Source organism: Actinomadura pelletieri DSM 43383, assembly GCF_003634705.1.
Taxonomy (GTDB): domain Bacteria; phylum Actinomycetota; class Actinomycetes; order Streptosporangiales; family Streptosporangiaceae; genus Spirillospora; species Spirillospora pelletieri.
The window spans coordinates 747,023-771,131 of record NZ_RBWU01000002.1 but is presented as its reverse complement, the minus strand read 5'-3'; the positions used below and the strand labels follow the sequence as shown (position 1 = coordinate 771,131).

Here is a 24,109-nt window from a genome sequence, read left to right as displayed (position 1 = left end):
TCAGCCGGTGCCGAGCCGCCGACGGACGTCGTCCAGCCGTCCGGCGATCGTGCCGTCGATGATCTCGTCCCCGAGCTGGATCGACAGTCCGCCGATCACCGTGGGGTCGATCTCGATGTTCAGGTGTACCTCGTGGCCGTAGGCGGCGGCGAGCACCGCCGCGAGCCGCGTGCGCTGGGCCTCCGGCAGTTCGGCGGGGGTGCGCACGAGCGCGACCAGCCGCTGCCTCCGCTGGGCGACGATCCTGCCGTATTCGGCCAGCCCGCCTTCCAGGCTACGTCCTCGCGGGCGCAGCACCAGTTCGGTGACGAGCGTCAGCGTCGACGCCGTGACCTTGCCGTCCAGCAGCGCCTCGACCAGGCCGAGCCTGCGCTCGTCCGGCAGGCCGGGACCGGCGAGCGCGCCGCGCAGTTCGGCCTCGCCCTCGACGACCCGGGAGAACCGGAACAGCTCGTCCTCCAGGTCGTCGATCCTGCCGTCCGCCTCGGCGCGTGCGGCCTCGGCGGTCACCGCGAGGGTCTCCAACGCGTCGGCGAGTTCCGACGGCTTCGACCAGCGCAGCCGGACGACATCGGCGACCAGCCCGAGAGCGGCCGACGACACCTTGCCCTCCAGCAGGATCTGGACGAGCTGCGCCTTGTCGGCACCGTCCCGCGCCGGGTCGGAGACCGCCCGGCGCAGGCCGTGCTCGTTGTCGAACAGGTGCAGCACCGAGAACAGGTCGCCGCCCAGCCGCGCCAGGTCGGCCGACGGCACGACCGCCTCGAACCGCTCCCTGGCCTCGGCCAGCGACGCCCTGCTCACCGCTCCCGTGATGGTCATGATGTGATCTGCTCCTGCGTGCGAGCGCGCTCCTCAAGCTCCTCGAGGAACCGGTCGACGACCCGGCTCTGCCGCGCGCTGTCCTCAAGGGACTCGCCCACGACACGTCCGGCCAGCTCGACCGACAGGGCACCGATCTCGGCGCGCAGCGACTGCAACGCCTGCTGCCGCTCCGCCTCGATCTGCGCCTTGGCGTTCTCGACGATCCGGCGCGCCTCGACCTGAGCCTGCTCCTTGGCCTGGGCGATGATCTGCGCGCCCTGCTCCTCGGCCTTGCGCCGCTCGTTGGACGCCTCGAGCGCGGCCGCCTTCTGCTGGGCCTTGTACTCGTCGAGTACCTGCTGGGCCTCTTGCTGCGCCTGCTCGGCCCGTTGGAGACCGCCCTCGATCGCCTCGGTGCGCTCCTCCAGCGTCTTCTGGATACGCGGGGTGAGGACCTTGCCGAGGAAGATGACGACGACGGCGAACGAGAAGATGCCGACGACGAGCTCGAACGCATGCGGAACGAGAGGGTTGTTCTCTTCCGCCGCAAGGACGGACGCTGCTTGGATCATGTCTGCAGCCCTTCCTCAGATGGGATCCGGGTCAGATGCCCTGGAAGATGAACGGCGCGACCAGACCGATCAGGGCCAGCGCCTCGGTGAGGACGAAGCCCAGCATCATGTTGGTGCGGATCACGCCGGTCAGCTCGGGCTGGCGGGCGATGGCGTTCACGCCCTGGCCGAAGATGATGCCGACGCCGATACCCGGGCCGATGGCCGCGAGGCCGTAGCCGATCGAGGTGACGTTACCGCTGAGCTCGGCGGCGAGGACTCCCATTGCTTTCATTCCTTTACTGTCGGCCGGCGAGTGTGTTCGCCGGTCTCGGCTGACGAGATGGTTCGACGCGGGCGGATCACCGAGGCGCCGCCGCGGGCTTAGTGTTCCGCGTGCAGACCGCTCTGGATGTACATGGCGGCGAGCATCGTGAACAGGAACGCCTGCAGGAACTGGATCAGCAGCTCGAACGCGGTCATGACGATCGTGACGAGCACGCCGATGATGCCGACGCTGAACCCGGCCACCGTGGGCTTCTCGAACAGGAACCAGAAGCCGACGAGGCTGAAGAACGCCAGGATCGTGTGTCCGGCGAACATGTTGGCGAAGAGCCGGACCGCGTGCGTGAACGGCGCCAGGATGAAGGTCGAGAGGTACTCGATCGGCACCAGCAGGAAGTACACGGGCAACGGCAGGCCCGGGGGGATCATGTTGGTGAAGTACTTCACCGGACCCTGGTGCTTGATGCCCAGGTAGATCTTGATGATGTAGATGGACGCCGCCAGCACCGCCGGGAACGCGATGTGCGAGGCGATCGGGAACTGGATGATCGGGACGACCGCGAAGATGTTCCAGACCCAGATCAGGAAGAACACCGACATGAGCAGCGGCATCCACTGGTCGGTGTTCTTACCGAGGAAGGGGCGGCCGATCTGGTCGCGCACGAACATGTAGCCGACCTCGCCGATGTTCTGGACGCCCCGCGGCACCAGCTTCGGGTTGGCGAACGCGCTCCAGAAGAACACGACCACGACCAGCGAGCCGAAGACCGCGAAGACGACCGGCTTGGTCAGCCACTCGGGGCCACCGGCGAACAGGGGCGGGAATTCGAACAGCTCCGGCCCCGGGGCCTTGAACTCTTCCCCGGAGGAGGCGAGAACCGTCTGCGCGTTCACGCGGCGTTCCCTTCATCAATGTGGTGATGTTTCACGAAGGCTTCCTCGGCGGCTTCCTCGACGGCGGGGCCGCTCAGAGGGAGTGGCGACCGTACTTCACGTAGACCAGGTAGATGGCGAGCCCGACGCCGATGATCACACCGATGGGGATCAGCCAGCTCTGGCCGGTCCACTCGGCCAGCAGCCACCCGAGACCGCCCCAGATGATCATCCCGGAGAGAAGGTAGCTGGGCACGGACCAGGCGGCATCGGCGAATTCCCGTTGGCCGTCCTCCGGCCGACGCTTCTGCTCGCTCATCGCGCTCCGGACGATAGCAGGCCATCCAGGCAGTGGTCATATTGGAGTAGTCCGGCGGTACCGGCACCGTCCGTGGAGGAGTCATCACGGACTCCGGTCCAGGACGTTCTCGGGCTCGTCGATGTACAGCTTCTGCTGCATGGCGATGCGGAACTCGGCCGCGATCCACAGCAGCGCGAGCGCGATGACCGTCCAGCCGAAGACCGTGGTGTTCCAGATCGTGACCTCGTCCATGGCCCTGACCAGGACCATCACCGCGAGGATCTTCACCGCGTAGCTCGCGAGCGCGGCCAGCATCATCGTCTGGGTGGAGATCTTGGCGGCCCAGGAGACCACCAGCGCGCTGATCGAGAAGAACGCGATCACCACGACGGAGGCCAGCGCCGCGGCGAGGGCGCCCTTGCCGCCCGCGGTCAGCAGGCCGATGAGGACGGCGCCCACCCCGGCGGCCGCCGCCGGGATCGCGGCGCCGCGGAGCATCCGGGCGTCGGAGGTGTGCATGAGGGCTCCGGCTGGTCACGTTGAGTGGTCGGCTCTTGTTCGTGAAAGGTATCACAAGCGTCCGGAATGTCCACAATTACCCTAGAGGTAATGCGAACTCCGGATCGTACCGACCTCGTGGTCGGCACCACGGACTCTAACCGAGTTCACCCGATGGTCAGCGCGAGTTCATGGTCATCGCGCGTCCATGGTCGATAGGCGCATGGTCGATAGGCACAGGGTCGGCGCGCACAGGGTCGGCGCGCACAGGGTCGGCGCGCACAGGGTCGGCGCGCACAGGGTCGGCGCGCACAGGGTCGGCGCGCACAGGGTCGGCGCGCACAGGGTCGGCGCGCACAGGGTCGGCGCGCACAGGGTCGGCGCGCACAGGGTCGGCGCGTTCACGGCGACGCGTTCACGGCACGCCCGCGCGGTGCCGCGAGGAGTGGTCCGCGGGCGACGGCTCCGCGGCGACGCCCCGCCGGGGTCGGCGCCGGGGCTTGGTCAACATGAGCAGCACACCGGTGACCGCGACGACCAGGGTGATGCCGAGGGTGACCCAACCGGCGTCGAACACGGCCAGCCCGACCAGTCCGGAGGCCAGCAGACCGACCCAGCAGTACATGATCAGCACGGCGCGGCGGGTGGAGTGGCCGAGTTCCAGCAGCCGGTGGTGCAGGTGCTGCTTGTCGGGCGCGAAAGGCGACCTGCCCTGGTTGGTGCGCCGCCACACCGCCAGCAGCATGTCGATGAACGGGACCGCCGCGACCGCCGGGATCAGCAGCACCGGGACGAAGAACGGGAACAGCCCGTTGGCGAGGATGGCCGGGTCGAACTGGCCGGTCAGCATGATCGTGGACGCGCTGAGCAGCAGCCCGATCAGCATCGAGCCGGTGTCCCCCATGAAGATCTTGGCCGGGCTGAAGTTGTGCGGCAGGAACCCCAGGCACATCCCGAACAGGATGGCGGCGATGAGGGTCGCGGCGGTCAGGGTGCTCAGCCCCTCCTCCCGCGACAGCAGGTAGGCGTAGGAGAACAGCGCCAGCGCGGCGATCCCGACGACGCCCGCGGCCAGGCCGTCCAGACCGTCGATGAAGTTGACCGCGTTGATCGTGGCGACGACGACGAGGACGGTCAGCGGCACCCCGTAGGCGGGCGGCAACGTCAGCGACTCGCCCGTCGGCAGCGGGATCACATAGATCTGGATGCCCTGCATGATGAAGATCCCGGCCGCGGCGACCTGGCCGGCGAACTTGGTGAGGGCGTCCACCTCCCAGCGGTCGTCCGCGATGCCGATCAGCACGAGCAGCCCACCGGACAGCAGCAGCGCCCGGGTCACGTTGATGTCGCCGTCCGCGAGGACCTTGCGCATCTCCGGCAGCCCCGTCGCCACCACCAGCGCCGCCACCATCCCGCCGAACATCGCCAGCCCGCCGAGCCGGGGCGTCGGGATCACGTGCACGTCGCGGTCGCGGGGGACGGCCTGCGCGCCGAACCAGACGGCGAACACGCGCACGATCGGGGTCAGCAGGTAGGCGACCAGGGCGGCGACCAGGATGCTGAGCAGGTACTCCCGCATTCCCCCGCGCCTCCCCTCACCGGTCGCCGTCGCCCGCGCACGCCCCGTACCCCGTCCGCTCGGGTCGTCACCTTGGTAGACGGCCCGCCGGGACGATCTGTTCACATCGGGACCGATCAACTGTAGTCCCCCGATGGACCGGACGCGGCCGGTCACCCGAACCCGTGCCGCCGCCCGCACACGATCCCCGCTCCGACGATCATGAGCGCGAGGCCGGCGAGGGAATGGTCTCCCAGCGAGAACGCCCAGGGCCCGTGTGTCGCGACATCGTCGACCGCGTCGGCGACGAGCAGCACGAACCCGGCCGCGCCGAGGCCCGTCCCGACCTGCCGGGGCGGCGCCGGGCGGCGCGCGAGCAGCGCCACCGCCGCGAGGGAGAGGGTGAGCAGCGCAGTGCCCGTCCAGTCGCCCGTCCAGCGCGGCGGGACGTACCGCGGCGGCGGCACGGCGATCGCCCGCTTCGGCAGCCTGACCCTGATCGTCATGCCCTCGCGCGGGGCGAGCCCGCCCTGGAGGAAGTCCACGGCGAACGGCCCGTCGCGGTCGCGCAGGCACCGGGTCGTCGCCCCGGGGACGCCCGCCCGGCAGGTCGCGTGCCGCAGCGGCACCGGCGCCTCCACCCGGACGGCCGCATGCCCGATCGGCACGTTCCAGCCGGTGCCGATCGCGTCCCAGACCAGCTCGTCATGGCGGTCGCGCGGGGTGAACGCCCACGCCACCTCGTACTCGATCACGTACGCCTGCCGCCCGCTGACCTCGTGGCCCCGGTCGCCGACGCTGATCCGCACGTCGTTCAGGAACTTCGTCGTCCGGACCCGGGAGGGGGCGCCGGTGGACGAGCTGCTCCGCACGCCCCGCACGTCGTACAGGCGGTCGCCCTGCCGGAACGGCACCTTCCGGACGATCCCGTGCTCGCCCTCCTCGTCGAAGTCATAGGTGATCGTCTCCCGGACGTACAGGACGCCGTCCACGCCGATGGACAGGACCACGTCGTACGTCGGGATGCGTTCCCGCGACCTCCCGTCGGCGCCGACGGGCGTCGCGAGCCCAAAGGTCAACAGGACGAGCACACCCGCGACGATCGCGGGCCCCCGGACACGGCCACGCACGTCAGGCATGCTTTCACCGTTGCCGCCCAACGGCCCGTGTAACGACGCCGATACTCCCCCCAGGTCACAGACCACTTCCGGTCCGGAACGACCCGCGGGTCGGGCGACGTTCGTCGGCGTCGGGTCAGGCGTCGTTGGTCGTGGCGGGGGTCGCGGGCTCGTCGGCGGAGCCGGAGGGGCGCCCGGTGGGGTCGGTGGGGGCCTCAGCGGGCTCGTCCGGGGATCCGGACCGCGACTCCTTGGTGAGGGAAGGCCTGGGAACGTCGGCGCTCGACGGGGGCTCTGCGGGCTCCCCGTCCTCGTCGTCCTCGTCGGTCAGGAGCACGCCCACCACCGCGCGGATCTTGTCCTCGGGAATGGCGCCCGCGCGCAGCAACCGCGGCACGGAGCCGGTCAGATCCACGATCGTCGACGGCTCGACGTGCCCGGCCACACCGCCGTCCAGATAGACGGAGACGGAGTCGCCGAGCATCTTCTCGGCCTCCTCGACGTCGCGGGCGGCGGGACGGCCGCTGAGGTTGGCGCTGCTGACCGCCATCGGGCCGGTCTCCTTCAGCAGCTCCACCGCCAGATCGTGCATCGGCATCCGCAGCGCCACGGTGCCCTTCGTGTCGCCGAGATCCCACATGAGGCTCGGGTTCGCGCGGACGACGAGGGTCAGCGCACCCGGCCAGAACTCCTCGATGAGGTCCTGCCCGTACACGCCGAGGTCATCGGTCAGCGCGGTCGCGGCCCGCACCGAGCCGACCAGGACCGGCGGCGGCATCTCCCGTCCCCGGCCCTTCGCGGTCAGCAGCTTCTCCACCGCCGACGCCAGGAAGGCGTCCACGCCGACGCCGTACACGGTGTCGGTCGGGAGGACGATCAACTCGCCGCGCCGCACGGCCGACACGGCCTCGGCGATCCCGCGGGTGCGCTCCATCGGATCGGAGCAGTCATAACGTCGGCTCACGGTCGCCCGTCTTCCCATCTGCGCAGCGCTCGTCCGGTATGGCACCGCCAAGGATAGCCGCGCCACGGCGCGCCCCGTCTGCGCCCATGATCAACGCTGGTCGGAGCCGGTCGGCGCGGTGCGGGGCGCTAGTCGGACGCCGTCCGGGCGGTGACGAACCGGTCCCGGTTGGTGAGGTCGCGGCGGTTGCGGACGTCCCGCCAACCGTTCTCCTCCGCGAACACCCAGTAGACGTCGTTGCCCTGGAGGTCGCTGTGCTCGACCGCCACGTAACCGCCGGGACGCAGCAGGCGCCGGGCCGTGCGCTCCACCACGCGGATGGCGTCCAGACCGTCGTCACCGCCGCCCCACAGCGCGTCCGCGGGGTCGTGGTCGCGAACGTCGCGCGGCACGTACTCCCACTCGCTCATCGGAATGTACGGGGGGTTCGACACGACCAGGTCGACGGTGCCGTTCAGCTCCGGCAGCGCGGTGGCGAAGTCGTCCAGGTGCAGCCGGACACGGCCCCGCTCGTCCAACTCCTCGACGTTACGGGTGGCGTGGACGAACGCCGTCGGATCCTTCTCCACGGCGTGGACGCGGGCGCGCGGCGCCTCCAACGCGACCGACAGGGCGATCGCCGCCGAGCCCGTACCGAGATCGACGACCAGGGGGTCGCGGACGTCCATGTCCCGCAACGTGTCCAGCACCCACCCGACCATGACCTCGGTCTCCGGGCGCGGGACGAACACGCCGGGCCCGACCTTCAACTCCAGATAGCGGAAGAACGCGCGGCCCGTGATGTGCTGCAACGGCTCGCCCGCCTCCCGGCGCGCCACGAACTCCCAGAACCGGGCGTCGAACGCACTGTCGGGGACGTTGTGCAGCTCCGACCGCTTCACCCCGTGCACGGCCGCGGCGAGCTCCTCGGCGTCCGCGCGCGGCGAGGCGGCACCCGCGTCCGCGAGCCGCGCGGTCGCCCTGGCGATCTCGTCGAGCAGCAGGTTCATGACCCTGCCTCTCGAGGGGGAACGCCCCCCGAATTCGCTCCGCCCATGCGTGCCCTGAGTGAGGGGTCGACTCCCCACACCCCCCGGTTCACACCGCTCATGCGAGCCTCATGTGAGGGGACGACCCCACACACCTCCCGGTTCGCTCCGCTCAGGCGAGCCTCATGTGGGGAGACGACCCCACACACCCCCCGAATCGCTGCGCTCATGATTGTTGGGCTTCGGCCAGACGGCGCTCCATGTCGGCGTCGACGAGCGCCTGCGTGACGTTGTGGAGGTCGCCGTCCAGGACCTGGTCGAGGTTGTAGGCCTTGTAGCCGACCCGGTGGTCGGAGATCCGGTTCTCCGGGTAGTTGTAGGTGCGCACCCGCTCCGAGCGGTCCACGGTGCGGACCTGGCTCTTGCGTTCGGCGGCCGCGGCGGCGTCGGCCTCCTCCTGCGCCATCGCCAGCAGGCGCGACCGCAGGATGCGCAGCGCCTGCTCCTTGTTCTGGAGCTGGCTCTTCTCGTTCTGGCACGAGACGACCACGCCCGTCGGCAGGTGCGTGATGCGGACCGCGGAGTCGGTGGTGTTGACGCTCTGCCCGCCGGGCCCGGACGAGCGGTACACGTCGATGCGCAGGTCGTTCGGGTCGACCTGGACGTCGACGTCCTCGGCCTCGGGGGTGACGAGCACGCCGACGGCGCTGGTGTGGATGCGGCCCTGCGACTCGGTCGCGGGAACGCGCTGCACCCGGTGGACGCCGCCCTCGTACTTCAGCCGCGTCCAGACGCCCTCGTCCTGCCCGCCCTTGGCCTTGACGGCGACGGTGACGTCCTTGTACCCGCCGAGGTCGGACGGGTGCGAGTCGATGATCTCGGTCTTCCAGCCGGCGCGCTCGGCGTACCGCAGGTACATGCGGAGCAGATCGCCGGCGAACAGCGCCGACTCCTCGCCGCCCTCCCCCGCCTTCACCTGGAGGATGACGTCCTTGGCGTCGTTCGGGTCGCGCGGCACCAACAGCCGCCGCAGCCGCCCCTCAAGCTCCCCGCGCCGCCGTTCCAGGTCGGTGGCCTCGGCGGCGAACGCCTCGTCCTCCTTGGACAGCTCCCGCGCGGTGGCCAGGTCGTCCTCGGTCGACGCCAACTCACGGTGCGTCTCGACGATCGGCCGCAGCTCCGCGTAGCGCTTTCCGAGTTTGCGCGCCAGGCTCTGGTCGGCATGGACGGACGGATCGGCGAGCCGTTCCTCGATGCCCGCGTATTCGCTGATCAGTTCGTCGAGATTCACGATGTGTCCTGGCCGGTTCGGAAGGCCCGGAGACCCTTGGTGAGTCCCCGGGCCGTCATCTGGTCGCTGGATGCGGCGCTCGTCCTACTTGTCGGCCTTCTTCTTGCCGAAGCGCTGCTCGAAGCGCGCCACCCGACCGCCGGTGTCGAGGATCTTCTGCTTGCCCGTGTAGAACGGGTGGCAGTTCGAGCAGACGTCCGCGTGGATCACGCCGTTCTCGGCGGTGCTGCGGGTCTCGAACGTGTTGCCGCACGTACACGTCACGGTCGTGACGACGTAGTTCGGGTGAATGTCGGGCTTCACGGGTTCTCCTCGCTTCTGGCGGTACCGGGCGCTCCGCCTCGCATGGTTCGCATGGCCGTTCGCGCAGCCGCGGAGCCATGAGAGAAGTGGAAACGTGAACCGGTGCCGCAGCGGTTGGTTCCGAGCGGTTGGGTTTCCAAGCGGTTCTCAGAACCACTCGGCCCCAAGTGTGCCAGATACGTGAACGTGCCGACGTCACCGGGCATTCCCGATCTTCGACGTCCCGGGGCGGCCGCTCAGACCTCGGCGCGGCCCAGGTAGGTCAGGACCGCCATGACCCGGCGGTGGCCGCCCTGCGCGGGTTGCAGGTCCAGTTTCATGAAGATGTTGGAGATGTGCTTCTCCACGGCGCCCTCGGTGACGACGAGGTCCTTGGCGATGGCGCCGTTCGACCGTCCCTGCGCCATCAGCGCCAGCACCTCCCGCTCCCGCGGGGTCAACGCGTCCAGCGGGTCGCCGTTGCGGCGGCGGCCCAACAGCTGACCGATCACCTCGGGGTCGATGACCGTCCCGCCCGCGGCGATCCGGCGGACCGCGTCGATGAACTCGGCGACGTCCGCCACCCGCTCCTTCAGCAGGTATCCGACGCCCTCGGCGCCGCCGCCGATCAGGTCGGTCGCGTACCGCTCCTCCACGTACTGCGACAGGACGAGGATCGGGGTGCCCGGACGGCGTTCCCGGACGGCCAGCGCCGCCCGCAGGCCCTCATCGGTGAACGACGGCGGCATTCGCACGTCCACGATGGCGAGATCGGGTTCGTGCTCCTCGACGATGCCGAGCAGGCCGGGGCCGTCCCCGACCGTCCCCGCCGTCTCGATCCCGGCGTCGTCGAGCAGCCGGACGAGCCCTTCGCGCAACAGCACCGAATCCTCGGCGATGACAACCCGCATCAGCCCATTATCGGGCCTGTGACGACGGAATGAGGCCGCCCGCGGTCGCGGACGGCCTCATTCGGAAGCGGGAACGGGCTTGGTTCACCGGACGTCGAAGATCACCAGGTGCACGGCAGGTCCGCGCGAATGATCGTCGGACCGCCGGGCGGGCTGTCCACGATCAGCATCCCGTCGATCGTGGCGGCCCGGTCGGCCAGGCCCGCCAGACCGCCCCCGGGCCGGGCGGACGCGCCGCCGACCCCGTTGTCGATCACCTCGACGACCACCCACCGGTCCTCCCGGACGACCCGGACGGACGCGCGGGTCGCCCGGGCGTACTTGGCGATGTTCGCGAGCGACTCCGCGACGATGAAGTACGCGATGCTCTCGACCGCCGCCGGAGGACGCTCCGGCAGATCCACATCGACCTCCACCGGGACGGGCGCGCGGCCCGCGAGACCCGACAGCGCCGGGTCCAGGCCCCGGTCGGTGAGGATCGCCGGGTAGATGCCGCGGGCCAGGTCGCGCAGCTCGGAGATCGCCTCCTTGGTACCGGCGTGGGCCTGCTCGATCAGGGCCCGCGCGCCCTCCGGGTCCTCTTCCAGCTTGGCGCGGGCCCGGCCGATGTCCATGGCCACGGCCAGCAGCCGCTGCTGCGCCCCGTCGTGCAGGTCGCGCTCGATACGGCGGCGCTCGAACTCCGCCGCGTCGACGCCGCGGGCGCGGCTGGCCCGCAGATGCTCCGTCCGCTTCCGCAACTCCACGTTCTCCTTCTGCGCCGGGCTCGGGCCGAGCATGAGCCCCGCGAACGCCGAATGGGCGATCGCCATCACCCGCGTCACGTACATCGCCACGACCAGGCCGAACAGCCCCATCAGGGAGATCGGCAGCGCTTCGATCGGGTTACCGGCCCAGTACGAGACGAACCCGGCGCTGACCTCGGCGCCGGTTCCGTCCCCCGCCACGATCACCGGCATGAACAGCAGCATGGCCGACCCCGCCCAGACCACCGTGGACACGACGAACTCCAGCAGCGTGATGGGGAACAGCGCCAGGAGGTAGACCAGGTCCTTCCAGGTGGCCGGGTCGGCCGCCATGCTCCTCAGCTTCAACAGCGGGTTGCGCCCCTCCGGCAGCGGCCGGTACGGGCTGGGAATCCTGACACCGAACGCCGCCCGGACGAGCTGCCGTTCCAGCACCGCGCCGAACCGCCACGCCACCATCAGCAGCGCCAGCAGCGGCAGCCCCACCCAGATGATCAGCAGGCTGACCGACGCGACGAGCCCGACGACCAGCACGACGAGCCAGCCGAGCCCGAAGGCCAGTCCGGCCGCCAGATAGACCGCCGAACGCCAGGTCAGCGACGACTTCAGCATGCCGAGCGGCGTCCACGGGCCGTTCGCGACGGTCGACGCCGCGTCTCCCCCGGCGTTCAGCACCGTGGCCCATCGCGCCGCCGCCCACCGCGCGGCGGCCCCGGCGGCGGTCGCTCCCCCGCCCTCGGCCTTCCTGCTCAGCTCGCTCACGACGTCCCTCCATGCCCGTTCCAACCTACGGTCCAAGCGTGCCCCGGCCCAGGTGGAGGGACCATGATGTGCGCCGCCCATTCGGGGGTGGGGCTAACCCCACCATCGCGGGGAGGGACGACGAACGCCCCCGCCCGGACCGTTCCGGACGGGGGCGCCGACACCGTCAAGCCAGGGCCGGGAGGCCGCTCAGCGGTCGTCGGAGACCGTGGTCTTCTGCACCTGGAGCAGGAACTCGGCGTTCGACTTGGTCTCCTTCATCTTCTCGATGAGGAGCTCCAGCGCCTGCTGCATGTCGAGGGCGTGCAGGACGCGGCGGAGCTGCCACACGATGCGAAGTTCCTCCGGCGCCATGAGGATCTCCTCCTTGCGGGTGCTGGACGCGTCCACGTCCACCGCCGGGAAGATCCGCTTGTCGGCCAGGCCCCGGTTGAGCTTCAGCTCCATGTTGCCGGTGCCCTTGAACTCCTCGAAGATGACCTCGTCCATGCGGGACCCGGTCTCCACCAGCGCGGTCGCGAGGATGGTCAGCGAACCGCCGTTCTCGATGTTGCGAGCCGCGCCGAAGAACCGCTTCGGCGGGTACAGCGCCGTCGAGTCGACACCACCGGACAGGATCCGGCCGGACGCGGGCGCCGCCAGGTTGTAGGCGCGGCCCAGCCGGGTGATCGAGTCGAGCAGCACGACGACGTCGTGGCCCAGCTCCACCAGCCGCTTGGCACGTTCGATCGCCAGTTCCGCGACGGTGGTGTGGTCCTCGGCGGGACGGTCGAAGGTCGAGTGGATCACCTCGCCCTTCACCGTCCGCTGCATGTCGGTGACCTCCTCCGGACGCTCGTCCACGAGGACGACCATCAGGTGGCACTCCGGGTTGTTCTTGGTGATCGCGTTGGCGATCGCCTGCAGCACCATCGTCTTACCGGCCTTGGGCGGCGACACGATCAGACCGCGCTGCCCCTTGCCGATCGGCGACACCAGGTCGATGATCCGGGTCGTCAGGATGCCGGGGTCGGTCTCCAGCCGCAGCCGCTCCTGCGGGTACAGCGGGGTCAGCTTGGAGAAGTCGACGCGGTTCTTGGCCTGCTCGGGCTCCATCCCGTTGACGGTGTCGAGCCGGACGAGCGCGTTGAACTTCTCGCGCCGCTCCCCCTCGCGGGGCTGCCGGACGGCGCCGGTGATGACGTCGCCCTTGCGCAGCCCGTTCTTGCGGACCTGGGCCAGCGACACGTACACGTCGTTCGCGCCCGCCAGGTAGCCGGTCGTGCGGACGAACGCGTAGTTGTCGAGGATGTCGAGGATGCCCGCCACCGGGATCAGGACGTCGTCCTCGGTGATCACCGGCTCCTCGTAGCGCTCACGGCCACGGCCGCGGTTGCGCTCGCGGAACCGGCGCCCGCGACGGCTCCGGCCGCCGCCGTCCTCGTCGTCGTGCTGGCCGCCGCCGCCCTGGCTCTGGCCCCGCTGACGGCCGCCCTGGTCTCCGCGGTCACCACGGTCGCCGCGGTCACGGCCCTCGCCGCGCTCGCCACGCTCTCCGCGGTCACCACGCTCGCCGCGCTCACGGCCGCCGCGCTGGCGCTGGCGCCCGCCGCCCTCGCGCCCCTCCCGGCCGTCGCGCCCGCCGTCGCGGTTCTCGCGCCCGTCACGTCCGCCCTGGGATTCGCCGTCCTCGGCGTTCTGCTCGCGGCCCTGGTCACGATCGCGCCCCTGGTCGCGGTCGCGGCCCTGCCGGTCGCCGCGCTGCCGGCCCCCGTGACGCTCGCCGCGGTCCGCCCTGTCGGACCGCTCGGTCTTGTCGGCCCTGTCGGCCTTGTCGGTCGTCTCGGTGTCGGCGGGCTTGTCCGCCTGCTCCGTCTGGGGCTGGGCCTCCGACTGCCCGCCGGCCGCCGGCTGCTCGCCCGCGGGAGCGACGTCGGTGAGCGCGACCTGCTCGTCGGACACCTGGCGCTTGGCTGCCGCGGTGCGGGTCCGCCGGGGACGCTCGGTCTTGGCCGGCTCCTGCTGGGCCGTCGCAGCGGCTCCCTGCTCGCCCCCGGCCGAGCCCTGCACGCCGCCGCCCTGCTTCTCCTGGATGGCGGCGATGAGCTGGCTCTTGCGCATCCCGGTCACACCGGTGATGCCGAGGCTGGACGCGAGCGCCTTGAGCTCGGGCAGCACCATGGCCGACAGGCCGGTGCCGGACCGGCGGCGCCGGGGGGTGGCGGGCGCGGCGTCGGCGGCCTGTGCGGCGTCGACGGGTCCCGTGCTCGATGCGTCCGTAAGGAGTTCGCTGGATTCGCTCACTAAGGGTCCTTCCCAGGGAGCGGGCGTTGGCCGGTGTTCGGCCAGCCGACCCGGTAGTGCGGCCCGGCGGGGGCGCCGGGACGGGCTCCGCTGATCACGGTGGGGCCGGGATCTGCGTTTTCTGGGCACAGCCAGATGGTGTACGGGACGGTTCGCTCGCAGGCGTCCCCGCTACCGCCACGTCCGAAGTTTCGCTGGAATGCCGGACAACGGGAAGTCACGGTGTCGGGAAGCCTAGTACGCGGAACCGACACGGCCGGAAGGCCGATCAGATGACGCGCGGCTGACGAGCACGCTGCCCCGAACGGGGCATCTGGTGCGGCATTCAGCCTAACATCACCAGGGCGCACTGCTATTCCCCAGAGGTCGATGTCTTCGCATTTTACCTAGCGGGAACGCGCTGGAACCCGCACCGGCCGCCGCGACGCGTGTGCCCCCGCCCGCGGTGCCGCCATCAGGGCCGGAGCGTCGATTCTCCGGTCACGACGCGTGCGCCGCGGGTCGCGACGTCCAACGGGTGCTTGAGCCACCCATTACCCACTTCGGGAGCTATCGAATCAACTTGTGATGCGCTTGTGAAGGCCAGGACAGTAGGTCCTGCCCCGGAAATCACCGCCGGGACACCCGCCGCGCGAAGCCGCCCGACCAGTTCGGCGGAGTCGGGCATGGCGGGGGCGCGGTAATTCTGATGAAGGCGGTCCTCTGTCGCGTCGAGCAGGACGTCCGCGCCCAGTCCGCCGGTGAGCGCCGCGACGAGCAGCGCCGCGCGTCCGGCGTTGGCGGCGGCGTCCCCGTGCGGGACGGTCTCCGGCAGCAGCCCACGCGCCCGCTCGGTCGCCAGCCGCTGCTCCGGCACATAGGCCGTGACCTGCGTGACCTGTGATTCCAGGCGGACGAGCCGTGGCCCGTCCGGGGTCGTCCAGGCGACGGTCAGGCCGCCCGCGAGGCACGGCGCGACATTGTCGGGGTGCCCCTCGATCTCGGTGGCGAGGCGGAGCGCCTCGTCGTCACCGAGGAGTTCCCCCGCCGGATGCAACGCCCGTGCCGCGACGATTCCCGCGACGATCGCCGCGGACGACGAACCGAGGCCGCGACTGTGCGGGATCCGGTTGCGGCACCGAAGCCGCAGGCCCGCGGGCCGCCCGCCCGGACCGGTTCCGGCCAGGTCGTCCAGCCGGTCGAAGGTCCGGCGCACCACCTTGACGATGAGGTGCCGCTCGCCCCGGTCGGCGACCTCCGCGCCCTCGCCGTCCACCTCGATGGACAGCCCCCCGCCGGTCAACTCGACCTCGACGTCGTCGTGCAGGGACAGCGCGAGGCCGAGGGAATCGAATCCGGGACCGAGGTTGGCGCTGGTGGCCGGGGTCCGTACCAGGACCGGGCCGTCCGTCCAGCCCACCTCAGGTGAGACCGAGTTCCGACGCGGCGGAGTGCGCGTCGACCTTGATGGTGGTCGGGGCGGGCGCGCCGGAGATCGCCCAGTCGGGGTCCTTGAGGCCGTTGCCCGTCACCGTGCAGACGACCCTCGTCCCCGGCGTGACCCCGCCCTGCTCGCTCGCCTGGAGGAGACCCGCGACGCTCGCCGCGGAGGCGGGCTCGACGAAGACGCCCTCCTCCCGGGCGAGCAGCCGGTACGCGGCCAGGATCTGCCGGTCGGTGACCGAGGCGATGGCGCCGCCCGACTCGTCCCGCGCGGCGACCGCCAGATCCCAGGACGCGGGGTTGCCGATCCGGATCGCGGTCGCGATGGTCTGGGGCTTCAGGACGGGCTCGCCCTTCACGAACGGCGCCGCCCCGGACGCCTGGAACCCCAGCATGCGCGGGGTCTTCGAGGCGACGTCGTCGGCGGCGTACTCCTTGTAGCCCATCCAGTACGCGGAGATGTTGCCCGCGTTGCCCACGGGCAGGCAGTGCACGTCGGGGGCGTCGCCGAGCGCGTCCACGATCTCGAACGCGGCCGTCTTCTGGCCCTGTAGCCGGTACTTGTTGACGGAGTTGACGAGCGCCACCGGATAGTCGACGGCCAGCTTCTGGGCCAGTTCGAGACAGTCGTCGAAGTTGCCGTCCACCTGGAGGAGCCGCGCGCCGTGCACCAGCGCCTGCGCCAGCTTCCCCATCGCGATCTTCCCGGCGGGGACGAGGACCGCGCAGGTCATCCCGGCCCGCACCGCGTACGCGGCGGCGGACGCCGAGGTGTTGCCGGTCGAGGCGCAGATGACGGCCTTGGCGCCGTCCTCGGCGGCCTTGCTGATCGCCACGGTCATGCCGCGGTCCTTGAACGAACCGGTCGGGTTCGCGCCCTCGACCTTGAGGAACACCTCACAGCCGGTGAGCTGCGACAGCCGTCCGGCGGGCAGCAGCGGCGTGCCGCCCTCCAGCAGCGTCACGACCGGCGTCGCGTCCGTCACCGGAAGCCGGTCACGGTACTCCTCGATAAGGCCACGCCACGCGCGGGCGTTCGCGTTCACGTTCGGTCTCCCTGAATGACCTGCGATGTTGTCCGGAGTCTACCGGTGTCGAAAGGAACGCTCTTCTCGCCACTCGGGCAAAGAGAACGTTCTACTCCTCGCCCTCGACGCGCATGACGCTCGTGACCTCTCGGACGATGTCGAGTTCACGCAACCCCTTGACCGTCGCGGCGAGGGCCGCGTCGGGGGCCCGGTGCGTCACCACGACGAGCTGTGCCTCTTCACCCAGGCCGACCTGCCGGACGGCCTGTATCGAGACGCCGTGCCTGGCGAACTCCTCGGCGACCGTGGCCAGAACACCGGCCTCGTCGGTCACGTCCACCTGGATGTAGTAGCGCGTGACCGTCCCACCCATCGGCAGTACTGGAAGCTTCGCGTACGTCACTTCCACCGGACCGGGCGTACCACCGGCCACGTTGCGGGCCACCGCCACCAGATCGCCGAGTACGGCGGACGCCGTCGGCGCACCCCCGGCCCCCGCGCCGTAGAACATGAGCGAACCGGCCGACTCCGCCTCGACGAACACCGCGTTGTAAGCCTCACGGACGCTCGCCAACGGATGCGACCGGGGAATCATCGCCGGATACACGCGAACCGATACGCCACGGCCGTTCCGACCGTCCTCCGAAGGGACCCGCTCACAGATGGCGAGCAGCTTGACCACACAGTCCATGCCCTTGGCACCGGCCACGTCCGCGGCGGTCACCTCGGTGATGCCCTCACGATGGACGTCCGCCGCCGTCACCGGAGTGTGGAACGCGAGCTGCGCCAGGATCGCCGCCTTCGCCGCCGCGTCGAAACCCTCCACATCGGCGGTCGGATCGGCCTCCGCGTAACCGAGCGACTGCGCCTCTTCCAGCGCGTCGTTGAACCCCGCGCCGTGCGTGTCCATCTGGTCGAGGATGTAGTTCGTGGTGCCGTTCACGATGCCGAGCACCCGATGCACGTGGTCGCCGACCAGAGACTCCCTCAACGGCCGCAGCAACGGAATCGCGCCCGCGACGGAGGCCTCGTAGTACAGATCGGCGCCGTACTCCCTGGCCGCCGCGAACAGCGTCGCGCCGTCCTCCGCCAGCAGCGCCTTGTTGGCCGTGATGACCGACTTCCCGGCCTTCATCGCCTCCAGCATCAGCGACCTGGCCGGCTCGATCCCGCCGATGACCTCGATGACGATGTCGACGTCGTCCCTGGTCACCAACGTCTGCGCGTCCGTGGTCAGCAGACTCCGGTCGACGCCCTCCCGCACCCGGTCCGGGCGCCGCACCGCGATCCCGGCCAGCTCCAGCGGAGCCCCGACCCGCGCGGCCAGATCGGCCGCCTGCTCGTTCAGCAGCCGGACGACCTCCGTCCCGACCACTCCGCATCCGAGCAGCGCCACGCGCAGTGCGGGTTTCACGCTTCGACCTCCGCATCGAGCCGCAGCAGGTCCTCGGCGCCCTCCCGGCGAACGATCACGCGCGACCTGCCGTCCCTCACCGCCACCACGGCGGGCTTCGGGACGTGGTTGTAGTTGCTGGCCATCGACCGACAGTACGCACCGGTCCCCGCCACCGCCACCAGGTCCCCCGCCGAAATATCTTCGGGGAACCAGAGGTCCCGCACCACAATGTCGCCGCTTTCGCAGTGCTTGCCGACAAGCCTACTGAGCATGGGGGATGCGTCGGACGACCGGCTCGCCAACACGCCCGTGTACTCGGCGCCGTACAGCGCGGTCCGCAGGTTGTCGCTCATGCCGCCGTCCACGGACACGTACGTCCGGAGGCCCTCGACGTCCTTGACCGTTCCCACCTCGTACAACGTGACGCCGCCCGTCCCCACGATCGCCCGCCCCGGCTCCACCGTCAGCCGCGGCATCGACAGGTCGTACGCCTTGCACTCGCGCGCCACGATGTTCCTGAGCCCGTCCGCGATCGACTTCGGATCGTGCGGCTCCTCGTCCGGCAGGTACGCGATGCCGTATCCGCCGCCCAGGTCCAGCTCCGGAAGCTCGACGCCGTGCTCGTCCCGGATCGCCACCAGCAACTCCGCCAGCCGGTGCGCCGCGACCTCGAACCCGTCCACCTCGAAGATCTGCGACCCGATATGGCTGTGCAGCCCCACCAGCTCCAACTGCGGCAGCGCCAGAACCCGCCGCACCGCCTCCAAGGCCGCGCCCGAACTCCTGGAGAACCCGAACTTCTGGTCGTCGTGCGCGGTCGCGATGAACTCATGAGTGTGCGCCTCGACACCCGTCGTGACGCGCACCATCACCTTGGGCCGCACACCCATCTCCTGGGCGAGATACCCGACCCGGGCGATCTCCTCGAACGAATCGAGCACGATGCGTCCGACCCCGACCTCCAGCGCCTTCTCGATCTCCCAGGTCGCCTTGTTGCTCCCATGCAGGGTGATGCGCTCGGTAGGGAAATCCGCCGCCAACGCCACAGCGAGCTCACCCCCGCTGCACACGTCCAGGCCGAGCCCCTCCTCCTTCACCCAACGCGCGACGGCCGTACACAGAAACGCCTTGCCCGCGTAGTGCACGTCACCGTCATGGAACGCCGCCGCGTACTCCCGCGCACGGCTCCGCACGTCCTCCTCGTCATAGACGTACAGGGGCGTCCCGTACTCCCGTGCGAGATCCCGCACATCGACGCCACCGACCGTCAGAACACCGCCGTCCCTTTTGGCGTTCCTCGGCCAGACCACCGGCGCCAGCGCGTTCAGGTCGTCCGCGGGCCCGGCCGGATGATCCTCCGGCAGAACATCGGCATGCCGCGGCCCAGCAGGATGTACTCGACTCATATCCGCTCTCTAGGGGTCTCACCGATCACATTCAGTCCGTTGCCGAGCGCGACCTTCACCGCCTCGGCCAACCGGACCCGCCCTCCGTGCACCGCCTCGGGCTCCTCATCGCCCTTCGGCACGGCCGGGCAACGCTCATGGACGTCGTGGTACGCCCCGGCCACTCTCTCCAAACACAACATCAGCGGCCTGGCATCCCGTTCCCGCTCCGCCTGAAGCACCCTCCCCCGAACGTCCCCCAACGCCCCGACCAACTCGATTTCTTCCGCCCCCACCCCCACCAACGGCCCCTGCCGCACCCCAAGCTCCACAGCCCAACGCCCAACCCAACAAGCCCGCGCATAGGCGTACCGCACCGAAAACCCAGGATTGCCAAACGTCCGAGGCCACTCACTCCACCCCCCCGGCACCCGCACACCCCCGAACTCCTCCCGCAAAACCCCCTCCACAACCTCTTCCACCCCCACAACGACCCGCACGAACCCGGGCCCACTCACAGCCCCCCCGACCCGCCGCGCGATCACCCACGGATCAACCCCCAACCGCAACGCCACAGGACTCTCGAAAACCCCCGCGCCCCGACTGAAAACAACCACACCCCCCGGCACCGCCACATCAAGCTCACCCTCGGCCACGGCATCCCGCACCGCGCCCACCAGGGCATCGCCCACCTCGGCTGGAGTCACACCGGTGAGACTATCCGGACACCGCCGCCAGCTTCCGAACGGTCTGGATCAGCTGATTCGGGTCGAACGGCTTGGTCACGTACGCGTCGACCCCGATCTCATGCCCCCTGCGCACATCATGCTCCTGCGCCCGCGCCGTGATCATCACGACCCGAATGTGCGCCGTCTCCGGATCCTCCCGCAGCCGGACCGCCGTCACCCACCCGTCCAGCCTGGGCATCATCACGTCCAACGTGACGACGTCCGGCCGCACCTCGGCGACCCTCTCCAGACAGTCCTGACCGTCCACCGCGGTCGCCACCTCGAACCCCTCCAGTTGCAGGTTCACGGCGATCAGTTGGCGGATCACCTCGTCATCATCGACGACCAGCACGCGTCCCAGTGGCTCGGTCACGGCCACGAAGTTAGCCCACTCACCCCCGTGACGCACGGCGAACGTCCACGTGCGCGTCCCCCCGCCAACCCTGGTAGCCTTCTACCGCGCGCCACCAAGGCCGCAGGGCCCCCTTAGCTCAGGGGATAGAGCAACGGCCTCCGGAGCCGTGTGCGCAGGTTCGAATCCTGCAGGGGGCACCTTCCAAGATCTGCGAAAACCCCGGTTGACCGGGCTGTTTGTCGGTCGCCGGGGTTTGTTGCGTATGCAGCCATGTGTCAGCGAAGGCCGCCGATTGTCATCGTTTCCGGAACATACGCGGAACGGCTTTGAGGCCATCTGTGCAGGTCACCCCCAGCAAAAGAGCCCCGGCACGGAACCGGGGCTCAGGTTAGCGGCGTAGGGCCGCGTCCATCCGTTGGAACCAGTGGCCGTCCTCGCCGTCCAGGCAGTGTGCGTAGATCCGTTGCAGGACCTCCACACTGTGGCCCGCCCACTCGGCGACCTGTGTGGCCGGGACACCCGCGTTCAACCGCCACGAGACGCCAGCGTGGCGGAAGTCGTATGGCTTGCGCGCGAGTGGCGTCTTTGCCTGTGTGGCTGAGAGCGCCTTCTCTCGTGCCCTTTCCAGTACGCGCCAGAGGGTCGACGGCTGATACACGCCGCCCTTGTAGGTGCGGAACAGCCGGCCTTCTGGCCCAGTGCCGTACTCGTCCAGGTGTGCGCGGAGCAGCTCCACAAGTTCCGGAGGGATCGGCACCGGCCGGACAGTGTCGAAGGGTCGGCCCTTGAGACCGCGTGCTCGTGAACTTCCCCGTCGTCCGTCCACTGCTTTCCGGCCGCGGACTTCACCTCGGCGACCTCCAGCAGGCCCCAACCGGACGCGGGCAACGTGCAGTCGTCCTTACGCAGGTTCACCGCCTCAGACGGCCGGAGCATGCCGTAGTACATGCAGCCGAACACGGCGACGAGGCGAGGCCCCTGTGTCCTTCCGACCTGGCGGACGGCATCCAGCAGCGCACCGACTTGTTTGGGGTTAGGGACCCGCCGCCGGTCGACCGCATGGACGACTTCCGGGGGCTTCCAGTCCCGTTCGTCGGTGCCGTCGAGGGGGTTTGCCGAAAGCTTGCGGGAGTCGGCGGAGTCGGCCATGACGCCCTGGGCGTCGATCTGGCGTCCGAAGCGCACCACGTGGTCACGTGCTGTACAAGCCGTCCCAGGGAGGGCCGAACCCAAGTTCTTGGGGATACAGTTCCGCCCAGTTTCGACGCCCCCGCCGCCTCTCGACCACCAGGCCGAACACGATCTCGTCGACCTCGACCTGGAAGGGCCGCACCGCCACGTCCCCGTACGTGCGGTCAGGCACGTCGTCCAACCACTGGCGGAGCTTCGCTTCTGCGCGCTGCGTCGCGTCGCGTGCGCCCTGCCTGTTGGTGCCCGCGAGCCAGATTTTCGACCCGCTGTGAAAGCCTTCGACGTCGAAGCTGTGCAGGACGGCATACCAGCGCATCTGCCTCTGCCAGTCCGGACCGACCTTGTAGTCCTTGGGGTAAACACCGGTCACAGAGCCGAAGAACTGCCCGTCCCGGCACCTGCCAATCGTGTCGGTGTGGTAACCAGGGTCATGCTTGATCGGAATCACATCCGGTACTGCCATGGCCGCACTGTAGTCACCCCTGAGCCCTTCGGCACTGCGCTCCAAAATCCGGAACATGTGCGGAATGAAGGAGGACGCACGCACGAACTGACGTTGCTCGTGCGCAGGTCAACCGGGTTGCCCTGCGTAATCAGGTACGCGGCCTCCGGAGCCGTGTGCGCAGGTTCGAATCCTGCGGGGGCACCCTCGAATGATCAGCGAGAACTAACTGCTGACCAGCACGGACACCAAGGAATCGGGCGGGACCTCAGTCCACCTGAGTCCCGCCCATCTCAATGTCTGGCACAACCCACGAGAGAGCTCCTCGGACAGGCTCAAGGTGCCTCGGCAGGCCTGCCGCTCCGCTGCTTCACTACGAGGGCGCGCAACTGTCCCGGTGTCGGCCATGGGGACGCCCGGTGGATCATCCGATGGCAGTTGGCGCACAGGAGGGCCAAGTCTTTCAGGCGTGTCTTCGTCTCGCCGGAGACGTGCAGGGGAACGACGTGGTGACACTCGATGTAGTCCGCTCCGCGAGGTCCGTAGGTGCGTTCGAAGTTAAAGCCGCAGACCTCACACGCGAGTTCGCCGTGTTCCTTGCGAGCCTGATCGATTCGCTTCTTCCGCAGGTTCCGGTCTCGCTCCCGAACGAAGTGGTTGCGCAGGAGGAGACGCCCTTCCGGGGCACTGACATCTTCATCGCCCGGATCCTCTACCCAAGCCAGATCAAGCAGCGCTCCCGAGTCGATGCCTGCGCGGATGAGTGCAGCCGACGCCTTCATGCGCGTTGGCTCATCGAGGAACGCTTGCAGAACTTTAAGGTCCAGAGCGCCGCCCTTGGTCGATTTGCCGTTGTAGCCGGGGTGATGCGTGGCCAAGTCGGCCGTCTTGCGCGCGACCCCGTTGGGATTGCGGAACTTGGCACCACGCTCGGCGAGCGGATGGATCGGCAAGCGCTGAAGAAGGTCAGACAGTTCAAGTACGCGCTTGTCGGTTGAGCTGAGCCAGCGCCAGCCATTGGAAGCAACGAGGTCGCAAGCGAGGACGAGTTCATCCCACGCCCACGGAGGGTTGCGCGTACTGCGAACCTCAAAGCCAAGCTGGTTAAGCACCCGGACAGCGTGCTTCTCTCCACCTGAGAACTCTCCGGCCGCGAGCGCCGTACCGGTCCTGTACCGGTGCGCAACGTCTGCGATGGCCTTGGAGTCATAGAAGGCATCGTCATGGACAAGCAGATACGTACGCGCCTCTTTAAAGCCGTATCGGGCAAGGAATTGTTCACGACCGAGTTCTCGATATTCAGCGATTGCTTTGAGCACGTCGTCGCGAGAGATGTCTGCCAGCGCCATGCGGCTAAGCGTATGCCGCACGCACGACAAAATGGGCGAGTTCGGAAGAATTGGACATACACCCGTGGCGTCTCATCGAGTATCCGCAGGTCGGACGCCCTCTCGGTGAAGCCTGTCAAACACCGGCATGATCAGCCGTCTGCCGTCCTTCGATACGCTGGTTGACGGCGCCGCCCGCCGATGAGACGCCGGCGTAGAGCCATGTGCTCAGCGAGGCCTGTCAGAGACCTTACGATCGCTAGGCATGGAGCGATCCGGCCCGAAATATCTCCAGGCACTGGAACCTCCGAAGCCATCCACTTGCCGCCCTCGCCCCAGAGGCCGCATCCATCCTTAATAAAAAGGTATCTAGATTCCTTAGATTAAGCGGCATGGTAAAAAGTAAAAAATCTCGCCCGAGGATTTCCTGAATGGCGGTCCGTTCCACATGGGGCATCGGGTCTAGCGCGCCGACTGGCTGCGCGACTGGGAACCCCGTGGTTCTCCGGGCCCGGGAGGGCCCTCGCGCGCGGGACGGTCCGTCTCGGGGTTGCGCTCCGTTCGCGCGGGAGCGCCCTTCGGACTGGTCGGCGCGTCTATGGCGGTCGGTGGACGGCGAGGCAGCGGGAGCCTGTGTAT

25 protein-coding genes and 2 tRNA genes are annotated in these 24,109 nt (G+C 69.3%); 2 read left to right on the top strand and 25 right to left on the bottom strand.

What is annotated here, in order from left to right; translation table 11 throughout:
• The 22 genes from BZB76_RS10305 to BZB76_RS10200 form a co-directional block, all read right to left on the bottom strand.
• Positions 1-822 (bottom strand): F0F1 ATP synthase subunit delta, encoded by an 822-nt coding sequence (locus BZB76_RS10305; RefSeq protein WP_121434050.1) that lies wholly within the window; start codon positions 820-822, stop codon positions 1-3.
• Positions 819-1,376 carry a F0F1 ATP synthase subunit B gene (locus BZB76_RS10300; RefSeq protein ID WP_121434049.1) on the bottom strand — a complete coding sequence of 186 codons (558 nt, stop codon included), beginning with the start codon at positions 1,374-1,376 and terminating at the stop codon, positions 819-821. Before BZB76_RS10300 ends, BZB76_RS10305 begins: the two co-directional genes overlap by 4 nt.
• Before the next feature lie 31 nt (positions 1,377-1,407).
• Positions 1,408-1,641 carry an ATP synthase F0 subunit C gene (atpE, locus tag BZB76_RS10295; RefSeq protein ID WP_211342930.1) on the bottom strand — a complete coding sequence of 78 codons (234 nt, stop codon included), beginning with the start codon at positions 1,639-1,641 and terminating at the stop codon, positions 1,408-1,410.
• Positions 1,642-1,739: 98 nt separating this feature from the next.
• Positions 1,740-2,534, bottom strand: a complete 795-nt coding sequence (gene atpB / locus BZB76_RS10290) for a F0F1 ATP synthase subunit A (RefSeq protein WP_121434047.1) — start codon at positions 2,532-2,534, stop codon at positions 1,740-1,742.
• 73 nt (positions 2,535-2,607) lie between these two features.
• The gene (locus tag BZB76_RS10285) at positions 2,608-2,832 is read right to left on the bottom strand and encodes an AtpZ/AtpI family protein (protein WP_121434046.1); all 225 of its coding nucleotides are present in this window, start codon (positions 2,830-2,832) and stop codon (positions 2,608-2,610) included.
• 84 nt (positions 2,833-2,916) lie between these two features.
• Positions 2,917-3,333, bottom strand: a complete 417-nt coding sequence (locus BZB76_RS10280; protein WP_117403801.1) for a Cg1360 family ATP-synthase-associated protein — start codon at positions 3,331-3,333, stop codon at positions 2,917-2,919.
• Between the two features lie 174 nt (positions 3,334-3,507).
• Positions 3,508-3,717: a hypothetical protein gene (locus BZB76_RS10275; RefSeq protein WP_147449401.1), complete on the bottom strand. Its 210-nt coding sequence runs from the start codon at positions 3,715-3,717 to the stop codon at positions 3,508-3,510.
• Positions 3,718-3,727: 10 nt separating this feature from the next.
• Complete coding sequence (locus BZB76_RS10270) at positions 3,728-4,891, bottom strand: MraY family glycosyltransferase (protein WP_121434044.1); 1,164 nt, start codon at positions 4,889-4,891, stop codon at positions 3,728-3,730.
• A gap of 152 nt (positions 4,892-5,043) precedes the next feature.
• Entirely contained in the window at positions 5,044-6,009 is a 966-nt protein-coding gene (locus BZB76_RS10265) for a DUF2207 domain-containing protein (RefSeq protein WP_121434043.1), read from the bottom strand.
• A gap of 115 nt (positions 6,010-6,124) precedes the next feature.
• On the bottom strand, positions 6,125-6,952 hold the full coding sequence (locus BZB76_RS10260; protein ID WP_121434615.1) for an L-threonylcarbamoyladenylate synthase: 828 nt from the start codon (positions 6,950-6,952) through the stop codon (positions 6,125-6,127).
• Positions 6,953-7,080: 128 nt separating this feature from the next.
• Positions 7,081-7,941 (bottom strand): peptide chain release factor N(5)-glutamine methyltransferase, encoded by an 861-nt coding sequence (gene prmC / locus BZB76_RS10255; RefSeq protein WP_121434042.1) that lies wholly within the window; start codon positions 7,939-7,941, stop codon positions 7,081-7,083.
• A gap of 205 nt (positions 7,942-8,146) precedes the next feature.
• Positions 8,147-9,211 carry a peptide chain release factor 1 gene (gene prfA, locus BZB76_RS10250; RefSeq protein ID WP_121434041.1) on the bottom strand — a complete coding sequence of 355 codons (1,065 nt, stop codon included), beginning with the start codon at positions 9,209-9,211 and terminating at the stop codon, positions 8,147-8,149.
• An 84-nt stretch (positions 9,212-9,295) separates the two neighbouring features.
• Complete coding sequence (rpmE, locus tag BZB76_RS10245) at positions 9,296-9,514, bottom strand: 50S ribosomal protein L31 (RefSeq protein WP_121434040.1); 219 nt, start codon at positions 9,512-9,514, stop codon at positions 9,296-9,298.
• 236 nt (positions 9,515-9,750) lie between these two features.
• Complete coding sequence (locus BZB76_RS10240; protein WP_121434039.1) at positions 9,751-10,404, bottom strand: response regulator transcription factor; 654 nt, start codon at positions 10,402-10,404, stop codon at positions 9,751-9,753.
• A 101-nt stretch (positions 10,405-10,505) separates the two neighbouring features.
• Complete coding sequence (locus tag BZB76_RS10235; protein ID WP_246006860.1) at positions 10,506-11,912, bottom strand: sensor histidine kinase; 1,407 nt, start codon at positions 11,910-11,912, stop codon at positions 10,506-10,508.
• Between the two features lie 189 nt (positions 11,913-12,101).
• Positions 12,102-14,195 carry a transcription termination factor Rho gene (gene rho / locus BZB76_RS10230; RefSeq protein WP_121434038.1) on the bottom strand — a complete coding sequence of 698 codons (2,094 nt, stop codon included), beginning with the start codon at positions 14,193-14,195 and terminating at the stop codon, positions 12,102-12,104.
• Positions 14,196-14,649: 454 nt separating this feature from the next.
• Entirely contained in the window at positions 14,650-15,594 is a 945-nt protein-coding gene (gene thrB / locus BZB76_RS10225) for a homoserine kinase (protein WP_121434037.1), read from the bottom strand.
• Position 15,595: 1 nt separating this feature from the next.
• Positions 15,596-16,663, bottom strand: a complete 1,068-nt coding sequence (gene thrC / locus BZB76_RS10220) for a threonine synthase (protein ID WP_121434036.1) — start codon at positions 16,661-16,663, stop codon at positions 15,596-15,598.
• A 91-nt stretch (positions 16,664-16,754) separates the two neighbouring features.
• On the bottom strand, positions 16,755-18,059 hold the full coding sequence (locus BZB76_RS10215; protein WP_121434035.1) for a homoserine dehydrogenase: 1,305 nt from the start codon (positions 18,057-18,059) through the stop codon (positions 16,755-16,757).
• Positions 18,056-19,447: a diaminopimelate decarboxylase gene (lysA, locus tag BZB76_RS10210; protein WP_121434034.1), complete on the bottom strand. Its 1,392-nt coding sequence runs from the start codon at positions 19,445-19,447 to the stop codon at positions 18,056-18,058. The genes BZB76_RS10215 and lysA overlap by 4 nt, the downstream gene beginning before the upstream one ends.
• Positions 19,444-20,133 (bottom strand): DALR anticodon-binding domain-containing protein, encoded by a 690-nt coding sequence (locus BZB76_RS10205; RefSeq protein WP_121434033.1) that lies wholly within the window; start codon positions 20,131-20,133, stop codon positions 19,444-19,446. Before BZB76_RS10205 ends, lysA begins: the two co-directional genes overlap by 4 nt.
• 10 nt (positions 20,134-20,143) lie before the next feature.
• Positions 20,144-20,506 carry a response regulator transcription factor gene (locus BZB76_RS10200; RefSeq protein WP_117403946.1) on the bottom strand — a complete coding sequence of 121 codons (363 nt, stop codon included), beginning with the start codon at positions 20,504-20,506 and terminating at the stop codon, positions 20,144-20,146.
• A gap of 128 nt (positions 20,507-20,634) precedes the next feature.
• Between BZB76_RS10200 and BZB76_RS10195 the strand changes: the two genes are divergently transcribed.
• Positions 20,635-20,706, top strand: a tRNA-Arg gene (locus BZB76_RS10195).
• Positions 20,707-20,897: 191 nt separating this feature from the next.
• Here BZB76_RS10195 and BZB76_RS10190 read toward each other — a convergent pair.
• Both BZB76_RS10190 and BZB76_RS10185 read right to left on the bottom strand, forming a co-directional pair.
• Positions 20,898-21,266 (bottom strand): site-specific integrase, encoded by a 369-nt coding sequence (locus tag BZB76_RS10190; protein ID WP_170180570.1) that lies wholly within the window; start codon positions 21,264-21,266, stop codon positions 20,898-20,900.
• Between the two features lie 435 nt (positions 21,267-21,701).
• On the bottom strand, positions 21,702-22,163 hold the full coding sequence (locus BZB76_RS10185; protein WP_121434613.1) for a hypothetical protein: 462 nt from the start codon (positions 22,161-22,163) through the stop codon (positions 21,702-21,704).
• 119 nt (positions 22,164-22,282) lie between these two features.
• Between BZB76_RS10185 and BZB76_RS34685 the strand changes: the two genes are divergently transcribed.
• Positions 22,283-22,346, top strand: a tRNA-Ser gene (locus tag BZB76_RS34685).
• Positions 22,347-22,477: 131 nt separating this feature from the next.
• On the opposite strand, the gene BZB76_RS10180 is transcribed toward BZB76_RS34685, so the two are convergent.
• A complete protein-coding gene (locus tag BZB76_RS10180; protein WP_121434031.1) occupies positions 22,478-23,491 on the bottom strand; it encodes an HNH endonuclease in 1,014 nt (337 codons plus the stop codon).
• Positions 23,492-24,109 lie beyond the last annotated feature (618 nt).